The 13,706-nt window shown below is 67.8% G+C and carries 13 protein-coding genes; 9 read left to right on the top strand and 4 right to left on the bottom strand.

Annotation, left to right across the window (positions count from 1 at the left end):
* The first annotated feature begins 63 nt into the window (after positions 1–63).
* From arsS to msrA, 8 genes are all read left to right on the top strand, one after another.
* Positions 64–1,035: an arsenosugar biosynthesis radical SAM (seleno)protein ArsS gene (gene arsS / locus ISX93_RS03615; RefSeq protein WP_195777348.1), complete on the top strand. Its 972-nt coding sequence runs from the start codon at positions 64–66 to the stop codon at positions 1,033–1,035.
* A gap of 10 nt (positions 1,036–1,045) precedes the next feature.
* A complete protein-coding gene (locus tag ISX93_RS03610; RefSeq protein WP_195777347.1) occupies positions 1,046–2,458 on the top strand; it encodes a sodium:solute symporter in 1,413 nt (470 codons plus the stop codon).
* The gene (locus ISX93_RS03605; RefSeq protein WP_195777346.1) at positions 2,445–4,583 is read left to right on the top strand and encodes an FAD-dependent oxidoreductase; all 2,139 of its coding nucleotides are present in this window, start codon (positions 2,445–2,447) and stop codon (positions 4,581–4,583) included. The genes ISX93_RS03610 and ISX93_RS03605 overlap by 14 nt, the downstream gene beginning before the upstream one ends.
* Positions 4,580–5,662 carry an FAD-dependent oxidoreductase gene (locus ISX93_RS03600; protein ID WP_195777345.1) on the top strand — a complete coding sequence of 361 codons (1,083 nt, stop codon included), beginning with the start codon at positions 4,580–4,582 and terminating at the stop codon, positions 5,660–5,662. Before ISX93_RS03605 ends, ISX93_RS03600 begins: the two co-directional genes overlap by 4 nt.
* Positions 5,663–5,743: 81 nt before the next feature.
* A complete protein-coding gene (locus ISX93_RS03595; protein WP_195777344.1) occupies positions 5,744–6,484 on the top strand; it encodes a sulfotransferase family protein in 741 nt (246 codons plus the stop codon).
* A gap of 22 nt (positions 6,485–6,506) precedes the next feature.
* On the top strand, positions 6,507–6,764 hold the full coding sequence (locus ISX93_RS03590; protein ID WP_195777343.1) for a hypothetical protein: 258 nt from the start codon (positions 6,507–6,509) through the stop codon (positions 6,762–6,764).
* 154 nt (positions 6,765–6,918) lie between these two features.
* Positions 6,919–7,437, top strand: a complete 519-nt coding sequence (msrB, locus tag ISX93_RS03585; RefSeq protein WP_195777342.1) for a peptide-methionine (R)-S-oxide reductase MsrB — start codon at positions 6,919–6,921, stop codon at positions 7,435–7,437.
* Positions 7,438–7,439: 2 nt separating this feature from the next.
* Entirely contained in the window at positions 7,440–8,114 is a 675-nt protein-coding gene (msrA, locus tag ISX93_RS03580) for a peptide-methionine (S)-S-oxide reductase MsrA (protein WP_195777341.1), read from the top strand.
* A gap of 65 nt (positions 8,115–8,179) precedes the next feature.
* On the opposite strand, the gene ISX93_RS03575 is transcribed toward msrA, so the two are convergent.
* The 4 genes from ISX93_RS03575 to ISX93_RS03560 form a co-directional block, all read right to left on the bottom strand.
* On the bottom strand, positions 8,180–8,500 hold the full coding sequence (locus ISX93_RS03575) for a 2Fe-2S iron-sulfur cluster-binding protein (RefSeq protein WP_195777340.1): 321 nt from the start codon (positions 8,498–8,500) through the stop codon (positions 8,180–8,182).
* 156 nt (positions 8,501–8,656) lie between these two features.
* Entirely contained in the window at positions 8,657–9,883 is a 1,227-nt protein-coding gene (locus tag ISX93_RS03570; RefSeq protein WP_195777339.1) for a cytochrome P450, read from the bottom strand.
* Positions 9,884–9,908: 25 nt separating this feature from the next.
* On the bottom strand, positions 9,909–10,280 hold the full coding sequence (locus ISX93_RS03565; RefSeq protein WP_195777338.1) for a hypothetical protein: 372 nt from the start codon (positions 10,278–10,280) through the stop codon (positions 9,909–9,911).
* Between the two features lie 197 nt (positions 10,281–10,477).
* Positions 10,478–11,026, bottom strand: coding sequence for a helix-turn-helix domain-containing protein (locus ISX93_RS03560; protein ID WP_195777337.1), 549 nt, complete (start codon positions 11,024–11,026; stop codon positions 10,478–10,480).
* A gap of 139 nt (positions 11,027–11,165) precedes the next feature.
* Here ISX93_RS03560 and ISX93_RS03555 point away from each other — a divergent pair, with 139 nt between their 5' ends.
* The gene (locus ISX93_RS03555; RefSeq protein ID WP_195777336.1) at positions 11,166–13,625 is read left to right on the top strand and encodes an FAD-dependent oxidoreductase; all 2,460 of its coding nucleotides are present in this window, start codon (positions 11,166–11,168) and stop codon (positions 13,623–13,625) included.
* The last annotated feature ends 81 nt before the right edge of the window (positions 13,626–13,706 follow it).

The raw sequence follows: 13,706 nt of genomic DNA, 5'->3' as shown, positions 1-13,706 counted from the left end.
CCGGCCCCTGTAACGCTGGCGCCTGTCACGACTCCAATGAGCAGTTTCCCAGAGTAGAACCCTATGCATGCCACCTTGCCCCTGCTTGATGCCCTCGGTTTCCCCGCCCTTGCGCGCGGCCCGCTGCAAGCGCTGCAGGTCAATCTCACCTACCGCTGCAACCAGCGCTGCCTGCACTGCCATGTCAACGCCGGGCCGACCCGCAGCGAGGCAATGACCGACGAGAGCCTGGCGCTGCTGCTGCAGGTACTCGACTGCCACAGGGTGCAGACTCTCGACCTCACCGGCGGCGCACCGGAGCTGCACCCGCGCTTTCGCGAGCTGGTCCGGCATGCGCGCCAGGCCGGCCTGCGGGTGATCGATCGCTGCAACCTGACCATCCTCGGCGAGCCGGGCCAGGAGGACCTGGCCGACTTCCTCGCCGCGCAGGGCGTGGAAATCAGCGCCTCGCTGCCGTGCTATGCGCGGGCCAATGTCGACCGCCAGCGCGGCGACGGGGTGTTCGCCGCGAGCATTGCCGGATTGCAGGCGCTCAACCGCCTGGGTTATGGCAGCGACGGCAGCGGCCTGATCCTGAATCTGGTGTACAACCCGCAGGGGCCGAGCCTGCCGCCACCGCAGGCGCAACTGGAAGCCGACTACAAGGCGCACCTGGCCGAGGACTTCGGCATCCGCTTCAACCATCTGCTGACCATCACCAACCAGCCGATCGCGCGCTTCGGCAGCACCCTGGTCAGCCAGGGCGGCTTCAACCAGTACATGCAACTGCTGCGCGACAGTTATCGAGCGGAAAACCTGGAAACGGTGATGTGCCGCAGCCTGGTCAGCGTCGACTGGCAGGGCTACCTGTATGACTGCGACTTCAACCAGATGCTCGACCTGCCGATGCCGGCGCTGATCGGCCGCCAGCGCGCGCACCTGCGCGACCTGCTGCGCAGCGCCAGCCTGGACGGCCGGCCCATCGTGACCCGCGACCATTGCTATGCCTGCACCGCCGGGCAGGGCTCGAGCTGTGGTGGCGCACTCAAGGAATAGGGGATAGATAATGGAAGCGACGGGCCTGATCGGGATTTTTTTCTGGGGTTTTCTGCTGGTGTACGGTGTGCTGATGTATGCCCTGTCACCGCGGACGGTGACTATCGGCGGGTTTTTCCATGGCGAGGATGCACAGGGCCGCAGCGCGGCGCCCTGGTTGCTGACCTCGAGCATCTTCATCAGCTGGATATTTGCCAAGTCGGTGACCAATGCCGCCAACCTCGGGGCCAGCTATGGGCTGGTCGGCGGCCTGGCGTATGCCACCTACTGGCTGTCGATTCCGCTGGCCGGTTTCGTCATCTACCGCTTGCGCCGGCGCTTCGCCGCCACCGGCCTGGTCAGCTTTCTGACCAGCCACTACGGGCGGGCGGCGGCGCTGGCGTTCACGGCGGCGATCCTGATCCGCCTGTTCAACGAGGTGTGGAGCAACACCGCGGTGGTCGGCGGCTATTACGGCGCGTCCGGCAGCGCCGGCTTCATTGGCGCCGCTTTGCTGTTCACCGCGGTGACCCTGGCCTACAGCCTGCGCGGCGGGCTGCGCAGCTCGATCATCACCGATGCCGCGCAGGCCGCGATCTTCCTCATCGCGCTGCTCTGGGTGCTCGGCCTGGTGCTGCCGCAGCACAGCGTTGCCGAACTGGCCAGCACCAGCCACTGGCGCCTGGATGCCGGGGTCGATCTGCTGCTGGTGGCCGGCCTGCAGGTGTTCAGCTACCCGTTTCACGATCCGGTGCTGACCGACCGCGGCTTCATCAGCGATGAACGCAGCATGCGCCGTTCCTTCGTGCTGGCTGGGGTGCTGGGTTTCCTGGCGATTCTGGCGTTCAGCCTGATCGGCGTGCACGCCAGCCTGGCGGGCATCGCCGCCGGCGACAATGTGCCGGCGGCACTGGCCAAGTCGATGGGCGTGGTGGCCCTGCTGGTGATGACGGTGGTGATGGTCTCGGCTGCCGGCTCCACCCTGGACTCAACCTTTTCCAGCCTGGCCAAGCTGGCCGGCCGCGAGTTGCCGCGGCTGGCCGGGCGCGACCTGGGGCAGAAGGCCATCGGCGTGGGCATCGCCGCCATGGTCAGCTTTGCCGTGCTGGGTAACCTGCCGATGCTGGCGGGTACCGATATCCTCAAGGCCACCACCATCAGCGGCACCATGGTCATCGGCCTGGCGCCGGTGTTCGTCCTGCACGGCCTGGTGCGGCCGACCCGGCTGGGTTTTCACCTGAGCTTCTGGACCGGCCTGCTGCTCGGCGTCGCGCTGACACTGGACTGGATACCCGCGGGCTGGGCCATCGGTAGCGGCAAATATGCCTTGCTGCTCGGCACCAACCTCTATGGCCTGTTGCTCTGCACTGCGGCCTACCTGCTGGCGGGCCTGCTGCCTGCCAGCGCTGCGCAGCCGAGCGGGGCCGCCCATGAATCGGTCTAAGCTGGCGCTGCTGCTCCTGTTGCTGGCGCTGCTGGGTGCATTCTTCGCCTTCGACCTGGACCAGTACTTCAGCCTCGCCAGCCTCAAGGCCCAGCAGGCCAGCCTGGAAGCCCGCGTGGCGGCCAGTCCGTGGCTGGCCGGCGGCCTGTTCCTGCTGGTGTATGTGGCAGTCACCGCGCTGTCGCTGCCCGGCGCGGCGCTGATGACGCTGGTCGGCGGCGCGCTGTTCGGCCTGCTTGGCGGCACCTTGCTGGTGTCCTTCGCCTCGACGCTGGGCGCGAGCCTGGCCATGCTGCTCAGCCGCTTCCTGCTGCGCGACTGGGTGCAGGCCCGCTTCAGCCAGCGGCTGGCCGGGATCAACCAGGGCATCCAGCGCGAAGGCCCGGCCTACCTGTTCGCCCTGCGCCTGGTGCCGGTCTTCCCGTTCTTCCTGATCAACCTGGCCATGGGCCTGACCCGGCTGCCGCTGCGCACCTTCTGGTGGGTCAGCCAGCTGGGCATGCTGCCGGGCACGCTGGTCTACGTGAACGCCGGGCGCGAGCTGGCCCGCCTGGATTCGCTGGGCGGGATTCTCTCGCCGGGGCTGCTCGGCGCCTTTGCCCTGCTCGGGCTGCTGCCGTTGCTGTCGCGCAAGGCGCTGGAGGTCTTCAGGGCGCGCCGGGTCTATGCCGGCTGGAGCAGGCCGAAGTCCTTCGAGCGCAACCTGCTGGTACTCGGCGCCGGTTCCGGCGGGCTGGTCTCGGCCTACATTGCCGCCGCGGTGAAGGCCCGGGTGACCCTGATCGAGAAGCACCGGATGGGCGGCGACTGCCTGAATACCGGCTGCGTGCCGTCCAAGGCGCTGCTGCGCTCGGCCCGCCTGGCCAGCGAGATGCGCAAGGCCGGACAGCTGGGCTTCAGGCCGGTCGCGGTCGAGGTGGATTTCGCCGCGGTGATGCAGCGCGTGCAACGGGTCATCGCCGACATCGAACCGCATGATTCGGTCGAGCGCTACCGCGGGCTGGGCGTCGAGGTGCTGCAGGGCGAGGCGCGCCTCACCTCGCCGTGGACCGTCGAGGTGAATGGCCGCACCCTGAGCGCCCGCGCGATCATCATCGCCACCGGCGCGCGGCCGCTGGTGCCGGATATTCCGGGCATCGAACTGGTCGAGCCGCTGACTTCGGACAACGTCTGGGAACTGCGCGCGCAGCCGGCGCGCCTGCTGGTGCTCGGTGGCGGGCCGGTTGGCTGCGAGCTGGCGCAGGCGTTCCAGCGCCTGGGCAGCGCGGTCACCCTGGTGCAGCGCAACCAGCGCCTGCTGCCGCGGGAGGATGCGGAAGCCAGCGCGGTGCTGCTTGCCGGGTTGCGTGGCGACGGCGTGGACGTGCGCCTGCAGCACCGCGCGCTGCGCTTCGAGGTGGTCGACGGCCAGCGCCAGCTGGTTTGCGAGGACCTGCGCGAACACAGTGAGGTGCGCCTGCCGTTTGACCGGGTGCTGCTGGCACTGGGCCGGGTCGCCAATGTCAGCGGCTTCGGCGCCGAAGCCTTGCAACTGGGGCTGCGCGCGGACGGCAGCCTGGAAACCGACGAATACCTGGCCACGCGCTTTCCCAATATCTACGCGGTGGGCGATGTCACCGGGCCCTACCAGTTCACCCATGTTGCCGCGCATCAGGCCTGGTATGCGGCGCTCAACAGCCTGTTTGGCGGTTTCCGCCGGTTCAAGGTGGATTACCGGGTCATCCCCCGGGCGACCTTCACCGAGCCCGAAGTGGCGCGCGTCGGCCTGACCGAACAGGAGGCGGCAGCCCAAGGCATCGCCTGCGAGGTGACCCGCTACGGCATCGACGAGCTGGACCGCGCCATCGCCGAGGATGCCGCGCAGGGCTTTATCAAGGTGCTCAGCGTACCGGGCAAGGACCGCATCCTCGGAGTGACCATCGTCGGCGCGCAGGCCGGCGAGCTGATCGCCGAGTACGTCGCGGCGATGCAGCACGGCTATGGGCTGAACAAGATCCTCGGCACCATTCATATCTATCCGACCCTGGCGGAAGCCAACAAATACGTGGCCGGCGCCTGGAAGCGCGCGCATGCCCCGCAACGGGTCCTGCGCTGGCTGGCGCGCTTCCACCAGTGGCGCCGGTGAAGCCGGGCTTCGACCTGCTGCTGGCGGGCGCCGGGCATGCCCATCTCGGCGTGCTGCGCCAGTGGGCCCAGGGATCGCGACCCCGGGGCCGTATCGCGCTGCTCAGCGCCGGCCCGCAGGCCTGGTACTCGGGCATGCTGCCGGGGCTGCTGGGCGGCCGCTACGCGCCGGCAGACTGCTGCGTGGCGCTGCCTGCGCTGTGCGCCGCCGCCGCGGTGGAGCTGCTCGAAGGACAGCTGGTCGGGCTCGATCCGCAGGCCGGCAGCGTGGCCCTGGCCAGCGGCGAGCGTATTTCAGCCACCTGGCTGTCGCTGAACCTCGGCGCGCAAGTCGCGCGGCTGCCAGCGGCGGCGGATGCCCGGCTGGAGCAGCTGCCGGTCAAACCCTTCGCGGACTTCCTCGCCGGCTGGAGCCGCTGGCAGGCCGCGCCGCAGCCGCTGGCGATCCTCGGCGGCGGGGCGGCCGGCGTGGAACTGGCGCTGGCGCTGGCCACCCGGGTGCCGGCAGTCGCCCTGCTGAGTGCCGGGCCGTTGCTGGCCGGCCACCCCGCGACCTTGCGCCAGCGTGCACTGCGCCATCTGGCGCGGGCCGGGGTGAGCGTACGGGAAGGCGTCGCGGTGGAGAGCATCCAGGGCGATTGCCTGCTGGCTGGGCGGCAGCCGGCCTGGCGCGGTACGCGGGTGATCCTCGCCACTGGCGCCAGTGCCTGGCCCTGGTTGCGCGCGTGCGGGCTGGCCTGCGACGCGCAAGGCTTCGTCACGGTCGCCCCGACCCTGCAAAGCCTGTCGCATCCGCGGGTGTTCGCCGCCGGCGACTGCGCCAGCCTGCCCGGAACGCTGCGCAACGGCGTGTACGCGGTGCGCCAGGGCCCGCTGCTGGCAGCCAACCTGGCGGCGGCGCTGCACGGCCGGCGCCTGCACGCGTTCGTGGCGCAACGGCATGCCCTGGCGCTGCTCGCCGATGGCCGTGGCGGCGCCTTGCTCAGCTGGGCCGGGCTGAGCGCCGAGGGCCGCTGGCTCGGCTGGTGGAAAGACCGCCTCGACCGCGCGTTCATCCGCCGGCATAGTGTCCAGCACTGAACGCGGGCCAGGGTTGTTGGCGCCGCGGCGGTGCATGCATAGTACCGGGCAGGCGCTCGAACAGACCGGGGAGGTAGGCGAATGGGACTCAAAGTGATAGGCGCGGGGTTTGGCCGGACCGGCACCTTGTCGGTCTATACGGCGCTGAACCAGCTGGGCTTTCCCTGCTACCACATGTTCGAAGTGCTGGAGAACAAGGCCAACCAGGCGCATCTGGATTTCTGGCTGCGGGTGGCCAATGGCACGCCCGGCACGCAATACGACTGGGAGCAGGTGTTTTCCCGCTACACGGCCGCGGTGGACAACCCGGCGTGCTGCGTCTGGCGCGAATTGCTGGTGGCCTACCCGGAGGCCAAGGTGCTGCTGACCGTGCACCCGCGCGGCGCCGAGGCCTGGTACGAAAGCACCGTGGAGACCATCTATTTCACCGAGACCATGTGGCAGTTCAAGGTGCTCGAACGCACCACGCCGTTCGCCAGGAAAATGGGCGAGATGTGCCGCAAGCTGATCTGGCAACGTTCGCACCAGGGCAGCATGAATGATCGCGCCAAGGCCATCGCGCACTACCAGCAGCACATCGCCGAGGTGCAGGCTGCGGTCCCCGCCGAGCGCTTGCTGACCTATTCCGTCGAGCAGGGCTGGAAGCCGCTCTGCGAATTTCTCGGCGTGCCGGAGCCGTCCACGCCGTTCCCCAACGTCAATGACCGCGCCGCGATCAAGCAAAGCATCGGCCAGATGACCCGTGGTGCCTATGGCATCCTCGGCCTGGCCGCGCTGGCGGGTGCCGCGCTGCTGTATGGCCTGCTGCGGCTGCTGCAGTGAATCCTGTGGAGACTGAAAAATCATGATGCTTGCCGTGCTCGCCGCCACCTTCGCCCTGGCCATCTACCTGCGCCTGCACGGCGTGGGCGCGCTGCTCGCGATTCCACTGGCGGCGCTGCTGGTGCCCGCCGGCATCCTCTTCGCAGCCTTTGTCTTCCCGGCACATGCCGAGCTGCGCGCCGAATGGCCGGCCGCCTGCGGCGTGGGGCTGTTCTTCGGCGCGCTGGCCGCCACCTTTGGCTACCAGGTGGCGGCCATGCTCGGCAATCGCGAGCCGTGAGGGCTGGCCCCGGCACGCCGGGGCAACAGCCAGCGTTCGCGCCGGGGGCGGCGCTCACTTTTGCTTACAACTCGCGGCTGACAAAGCCTCGCCAAGGCTGTAACAACTCAAGCCTTGCGCCGTCTATTGGGCAGATAACCGCAGGAGAACCGCCATGCAAAGACGTATCGCCCTCAAGGGGCTGGCCCTGTTGCCAGTCTTCGCCCTGTTCGGCCGGGTTCGCCCGGCTCGCGCCGCAACCCCGACCGCCAGCAGCGTGGTGGCGTTGGACAAGCCGCACAGCGCCTGGCGCGAGCTGGTCTCGGAGCAAGCCTATGCCGTGCTGTTCGAGGAGGACACCGAGCGCTCCGGCAGCAGCCCGCTGAATCAGGAGAAGCGCAGCGGCACCTACCTCTGCGCCGCCTGTTACCTGCCGTTGTTCGACAGCCAGCACAAGTATGAAAGTGGCACCGGCTGGCCGAGCTTTACCCAGCCGATCGAAGGCCATGTCGGGTTGAAGGACGACTCCCGGCTGTTCATCCCGCGCACCGAATACCACTGCGCGCGTTGCGGCGGGCACCAGGGTCATGTGTTCGATGACGGCCCGCCGCCGCGTGGCCAGCGCTGGTGCAACAACGGCGTGGCCTTGCGCTTCATTCCCCAGGATCAACCTTTGCCAGCCTTGCGGAGCTAGCCATGCAGACCATCCACAACCGCGGGCGCCTGCGCCGTCCGGCACTGGCCATCCTGGCCAGCCTTGCCCTGCTGGCCGGCGCTGCCGCGACCATTGCACAGACGGACCAGTCCGCAACGCCAGCGGCCAGCGCACCGGCGCCGGCAGACTACGCCGAGGCCGTGTTTGCCGGTGGCTGCTTCTGGTGCACCGAGGCGGATTTCGACAAGCTGCCGGGCGTGATGCAGACCACCTCGGGCTATACCGGCGGGCAGCTGCCGAACCCCAGCTACGAGCAGGTCTCCTCCGGCAGCAGCGGGCATGTCGAAGCGGTGCGGGTCCGTTATGACCCTGCCGAAATCAGCTACGCCGAGCTGCTGGAGGCCTTCTGGCCAACCATCGACCCGGTCACGGCGAACGCGCAGTTCTGCGACAAGGGCACCCAGTACCGCAGCGTGATTTTCTATGGCAATCCCGAGGAACAGCGCCTGGCGCAGGCCTCCAGGGCGGCTCTGGAGCAGTCCGGCCGGTTGCCCGGCCCGGTGGTGACGGAAATCCTGCCTGCCGGCACCTTCTATCCGGCCGAGGCTTACCATCAGGACTATCACCAGCGGAATCCGATTCGCTACGCCTTCTACCGCAACGGCTGCGGTCGCGATGAACGCCTGGAACAGTTGTGGGGCAAGCCGGCCAAGTGAGCCGGCATCAGGCGCTGGTCGGACTTTCCCTCGCGACGGGTGGTCAAGTCCGACAGGCTCCCAGGCTACATCTGGAATTCGGGTAGCCGCACGACCAGGCCGTCGAGGGCCTCGCTGACGGTGATCTGGCAGCTCAGCCGGGAGTTGTCCGCCTGGTCCGGGCGCATGTCGAGCATGCCCTGCTCATGCGGACTGGCCTGGCCGGTGGCGGCGCGCCAGTGTTCGTCGACGAACACGTGACAGGTGCCGCAGGCACAGGCGCCACCGCAGTCCGCGTCGATTCCCGGCACGCCGTTTTCCACCGCCGCCAGCATCAGCGACTTGCCGCAGGTGCCCTCGACGCGGTGCGGGGTGCCATCGAACTCAATGAAGGTAATGCTCGGCATCGCGGCCCTCCGCTGTACCCGCCGTTAAGCAATCGCTCTGTACCCGTTACCTGTTGGCTGCAAAGCGTAAGTGCAGGGTGGGCGTAGGTGGGCTTCAGCCCACCATAAAGCGCGGGCCGATATCGGTGGTACGCCCACCCTACGCCTGCGCCCAGCCTACGCAGCCACCAGCCGGACCGGCAGCTGGCTGTAGCCCATCACGAAGTTCGATTCGACGCGCTGCACGGCCCCGGCCAGCTGGATGTCGCTGAAGCGCGCCAGCAGTTCTTCCCAGAGGATGCGCAGCTGCATCTCGGCCAGGCGGTTGCCCATGCAGCGGTGGATGCCGAAGCCGAACGACAGGTGGTGGCGCGGATTGGCGCGGTCGATGATGAATTCATCGGGGTGGTCGATCACCGCGTCATCGCGGTTGCCGGAGACATACCACATCACCACCTTGTCGCCCTTGCGGATGGTCTTGCCGCCCAGTTCCACGTCCGCCGTGGCGATGCGCCGCATGTGGGCCAGCGGGGTCTGCCAGCGGATGGTTTCCGAAACCATGCCGGGAATCAGCGAATGATCGGCGCGCAGCCTGGCGAACTGCTCCGGATAGCGGTTCAGCGCATAGACGCTGCCGCTCATGGTGTTGCGCGTGGTGTCGTTGCCGCCGACGATCAGCAGCACCAGGTTGCCGAGGAACTCCAGCGGTGCCAGCTCGCGGGTCTCGGGGCTGTGCGCCAGCAGCGAGATGAAGTCCATGCGCGGCGGCTGTTGCGCGCGCTCGTCGCGCAGGCGGCTGAAATACTCCAGGCAGACCAGCAGCTCGGCCTGGATCGCCTCCTCGGACATCGCCGTACAGCCGACGATCGGCCCGGAAGTCGCCACATTCGACCAGTGGGTCAGCAGGCGGCGTTCCTCGAAGGGAAAGTCGAACAGGGTGGCCAGCATCATGGTGGTCAGCTCGATCGACACGCGATCGACCCAGTCGAAGGTCTCGCCGACCGGCAAGCCGTCGAGCACGCCCTGCACCCGCGTGCGAATCAGCGCTTCCCACTCGCTGAGCTGCCTGGGCACCACGGCCGGGGCAAACACGTTGCGTTGCCGGTCATGCCGTGGCGGGTCCATGGCGATGAACATCGGCAGGGTGAAGTCGATCAGCGGATCGCCGATGACAATCCGCGGCTCGGAGGAGAACAGCTCGTGATGGGTATCGACGAACACGATGTCGTCGAAGCGGGTGATCGACCAGTACGGACCGAACTGCGCGCTGTCGACGAAATGCACCGGGTCCTCGGCGCGCAGGCGGGCGAAATAGGCCAGATGCCGGCCATCCTGGAACAAGCGCCCGTCGCTCGGGTCGAGCTGCGCAAGGGGTATGGCGTAAGGCTCAGGCAGGGCGTTCATGCGTGTGCTCCTTGCACGGCTCGGCTCAGTAGCTGTCAAACGCGCGGCGGTACAATATTTCGGTGCATTCGACCCAGCGCGCATTCAGCTTGCTGACCGGTGCCTCGCCCTTGTCGCGGGCCGTGCGCCAGGCATCCCAGGCCTTGCCGAAGGAGGTCGCGTCGGGACTCCGGCCGACCCAGGCCGTGCTGTTGGGTGCATCGCTGAAGATCGAGGTGACCACCTCGCCGGTCATGTTGTAGGGCTTGCCCCACTCGTTCATTTCCTTGTTCAGGGCGATGAAGTCCTTCAGGGTGCAGGCGGGTTTCAGCTTGACGTCGATTACATCCAGATAGTCTGCCTGCACCAGCGCGCTACATAGGCAGAGGCCGATTCCGATCAGCAGCTTGTCATTCATGTCAGCTTCCTCGTTTGCGTGAACGGGCGCCGGACTCAACAACGTACTTCTGAGAGGGGCAGTTGCCACCGCTTTCGCGGGTCGAACTACACAATGGTTATTGCAAGAAGAAGGTTAGTAACCCTTGGCCGGGACATTAGATTGCTTGTTGATAAACGCCCGGGTGCATGTGCCCGATTCAACTATCCGGCAGGCTCCTAGCTGTAGACCCACACCACCCGCGTGATGCCCGTGCTCTGGTTGGCGCAGCGGCAGGGCACGCCGGCGGGGATCTGGAAGCCGTCGCCGGCACGGACCCGCAGTTCCTCGTCGTTGACCCACAGGGTCAGCTCGCCCTCGAGGACGTAGCCAGCCTGTTCGGCGCTGTCGATGAGGTTGCGTTCGCCGAAATCCGCCCCCGCTTCGAGGCGGGTTTCCAGCAGGATCAGCTGGCTCGACAGGTTCGGCGAAATCACCTGGTCGCTGACCCCGCGGGCGTAGCCCAGGGTGCGTCGCGCGCCGGGCCGGGTAATCCACGGATGCTGCGGGCCGTGCGCCGGTTCGACGAAGTAGGTGAAGGGCACGCCGAGCGCCTGGCTGATCGCCAGCAGGTCTTCCACGCTGGGTTGCGAGAGGCCGCGCTCGATCTGCGAGATGAAGCCGATCGAGCGGCCGATCTGTTCCGCCAGCTGCCGCACGGTGACTTTCCGGCGCGTGCGCAGGTCGCGGATGGTCTGGGCCAGGGCCTCGGTGGCGGATCTGTTCATGCTCGGCTCGCGTTGCGCAGGGGCACTGATTATGGGGTATTGCCGGCGGTGCAGGCACGCTGCGCCGGCTTGTCGGATGAACAGTATGCCTGTAAAGTTCATGAACATTTAGTTAATTATGTTCACGAAGGCGCCTGGCATGAGTAACGGCTTCCCCACCCACGCGCGCGTGGTCATCGTCGGTGGTGGTGTGATCGGCACCAGCATCGCCTATCACCTGGCCCAGCTGGGCTGGACCGACGTGGTGCTGCTCGAGCGCGACCAGCTGACCTCCGGCACCACCTGGCACGCCGCCGGGCTGATCGCCTCGGCCGGCATGTCCAGCGAGACCCTGCTGTGGTCGCAGCAGTATTCGCGCCAGCTCTACGAGCGCCTGGAGGCCGAGACCGGCCTGGCCACCGGCTTCAAGCGCATCGGCCACCTGCACCTGGCCAGCAACGCCACGCGTCGCGAAACCCAGCGCCGCGAGGTCAACTTCGCGCGCCTGCACGGGCTGGACAAGTTCGAGCTGAGCCCGGCGGAGATTGGCCAGCTGTTCCCGCTGGTGGAAACCGCCGGCCTGGTCTCGGGCGTGTACACCCCATCGGATGGCCGCGCCAATCCGGTCGACCTGACCATGTCGCTGGCCCGCGGGGCGCGCCTGCAGGGCGTGCGGATTATCGAAGGGGTGCAGGTCACCGATTTCATGCTGAAGAACCAGCGGGTGAGCGGCGTGCAGACCAACCGGGGCGCCATCACGGCCGAGGTGGTGGTGCTGGCCGCCGGCATGTGGTCGCGCCAGCTGGGGGCGAAGATCGGCGTGTCGGTGCCGCTGCAAGCCGCCGAGCATTACTACCTGCTGACCGAGCCGCTGGCCGGGGTGCATCCGGACCTGCCGGTGGTCGAGGATCCGGATGCCTACGCCTACGTGCGCGAGGAGAGCGGCGGCCTGCTGTTCGGCCTGTTCGAGCCGCAGGGCGCCAGCTGGTGTCCGCAGGGGATTGCCGACGACGCCAGCTTTCTGCACCTGCCGCCGGACTGGGAACGCATGACGCCGCACCTGGAACACGCCTTCAAGCGCTTCCCGGTGATGAACCAGGCGGGCATCAAGAGCTTCTTCTGCGGCCCGGAAAGCTTCACCCCGGATGGCGCCTTCCTGATGGGCGAAAGCCCGGAAGTGGACGGCCTGTACGTGGCCAGCGGGCTGAATTCGCTGGGCATCCTCTCGGCCGGTGGCATGGGTCGCCTGCTCGCCGAGCAGATCGTCCACGGCAATGCCTCGCAGGACATGACCGGCATCAGCCTGGCGCGCACCCAGCGCTACGAGTCGACCCGGCACTTCCTCGCCGCACGCATCCCGCACAGCCTCGGCTACATCTTCAACCATGCCGGCCTGCCCAACTTCAAGCACCAGAGCGGCCGCAACGTGCGGCGCCTGGCCCTGCATGAGCGCTATGCGGCGCGCGGCGCCTATTTCGTCAGCCTCGGCGGCTGGGAAATGCCCTACTGGTTCGCCGGCGACGGGCAGATGCCGGCGGTGGAATACCGCTACGGGCGCCAGCCGTGGTTCGCCTGCGCGGCCAGCGAGCACCGCGCCACCCGCGAAAGCGTGGCGCTGTTCGACAAGTCGTTCATGGGCAAATTCATCGTCCAGGGCCGCGATGCCGAGCGCGTGCTCAACCGCGTCAGCGCCAACTCGGTGTCGATCCCGCTCGGGCGCAACATCTACACCCAGTGGCTGAACCGCCAGGGCGGCATCGTTGCCGACCTGACCATCACCCGCCTGGGCGAGCAGCAGTTCATGCTGGTCACCGGCGACCTGCTGCAGCGCTTCACCCCCAGCTGGCTGCGCCAGCACACCGGTGCGGACGAGCAGTGCACGCTGACCGACGTGACCTCGGCCTACACCCTGCTCAGCCTGCAGGGGCCGCAGTCGCGCGAACTGCTGCAGGCCATCAGCGGCGCCGACCTGTCGACCGCGAGCGTGCCCTTCCGCGGCAGTGGCGAGATCGAACTGGGTTATGCGCGGGTGCTGCTGGTGCGCATCACCTACATGGGCGAATTGGGCTACGAGCTGTACATCCCGACCGAGTACAGCCACACCGTCTACGACGCCTTGCTCGACGGCTGCGCGGCGCAGGGCGTCGAGCTGGTGCACGGTGGCCTGATGGCGCTGGACAGCCTGCGCCTGGAGAAGGGCTACCGCGATTTCGGCGTGGACATCGACAACACCGACACCCCGCTGGAAGCCGGCCTGGGCTTTGTCGTCGATTTCGCCAAGGGCGACTTCATCGGCCGCGACGTGCTGCTGGCCCAGAAGCAGGGCGGCCCGCTGAAGAAGCGCCTGCTGCAGTTCCTGCTCAACGACCCGCAGCCGCTGCTGCTCGGCCAGGAGCCGATCCGCTGCGACGGCCGCTACGTCGGCTACATGCGCTCCGGCGCCTACGGCCACACACTCGGCGCGGCGGTCGGCCTGGGCGTGATCGAGCTGGAGGAGGGCATCACCGCCGAATTGCTGCGCAATCGGCGCTTCGAGGTCGAGGTCAACGACCAACTGGTCGAGGCGACCGCCTCGCTGGCGCCGCTGTACGACCCGCAAAGCGAACGCATCCGCCACTGACCTGCGGCAGCGCCCACCGGGTTAGCGGCTGGCGCAGGCGGGTGCAGGCGCACGGCCCCTGTAGGAGCGCCGCCCCCGGCG

Origin of the sequence: Pseudomonas sp. N040 (genome assembly GCF_015637705.1) — a bacterium.
GTDB lineage: Bacteria > Pseudomonadota > Gammaproteobacteria > Pseudomonadales > Pseudomonadaceae > Aquipseudomonas.
The sequence above is the reverse complement of the archived record's forward strand: the minus strand, read 5'-3'. Positions and strand labels throughout refer to the sequence as shown.

What these genes read in the sequence shown, in the direction of transcription:
- ISX93_RS03610 (WP_195777347.1), top strand. Translation starts at nt 1,046, where the DNA reads ATGGAAGCGACGGGCCTGATCGGGATTTTTTTCTGGGGTTTTCTGCTG.
- msrB (WP_195777342.1), top strand. Translation starts at nt 6,919, where the DNA reads ATGCAAAGACGTATCGCCCTCAAGGGGCTGGCCCTGTTGCCAGTCTTC.
- ISX93_RS03595 (WP_195777344.1), top strand. Translation starts at nt 5,744, where the DNA reads ATGGGACTCAAAGTGATAGGCGCGGGGTTTGGCCGGACCGGCACCTTG.
- ISX93_RS03565 (WP_195777338.1), bottom strand. Translation starts at nt 10,280, where the DNA reads ATGAATGACAAGCTGCTGATCGGAATCGGCCTCTGCCTATGTAGCGCG.
- ISX93_RS03575 (WP_195777340.1), bottom strand. Translation starts at nt 8,500, where the DNA reads ATGCCGAGCATTACCTTCATTGAGTTCGATGGCACCCCGCACCGCGTC.
- arsS (WP_195777348.1), top strand. Translation starts at nt 64, where the DNA reads ATGCATGCCACCTTGCCCCTGCTTGATGCCCTCGGTTTCCCCGCCCTT.
- ISX93_RS03605 (WP_195777346.1), top strand. Translation starts at nt 2,445, where the DNA reads ATGAATCGGTCTAAGCTGGCGCTGCTGCTCCTGTTGCTGGCGCTGCTG.
- ISX93_RS03570 (WP_195777339.1), bottom strand. Translation starts at nt 9,883, where the DNA reads ATGAACGCCCTGCCTGAGCCTTACGCCATACCCCTTGCGCAGCTCGAC.
- ISX93_RS03560 (WP_195777337.1), bottom strand. Translation starts at nt 11,026, where the DNA reads ATGAACAGATCCGCCACCGAGGCCCTGGCCCAGACCATCCGCGACCTG.
- ISX93_RS03590 (WP_195777343.1), top strand. Translation starts at nt 6,507, where the DNA reads ATGATGCTTGCCGTGCTCGCCGCCACCTTCGCCCTGGCCATCTACCTG.
- msrA (WP_195777341.1), top strand. Translation starts at nt 7,440, where the DNA reads ATGCAGACCATCCACAACCGCGGGCGCCTGCGCCGTCCGGCACTGGCC.
- ISX93_RS03555 (WP_195777336.1), top strand. Translation starts at nt 11,166, where the DNA reads ATGAGTAACGGCTTCCCCACCCACGCGCGCGTGGTCATCGTCGGTGGT.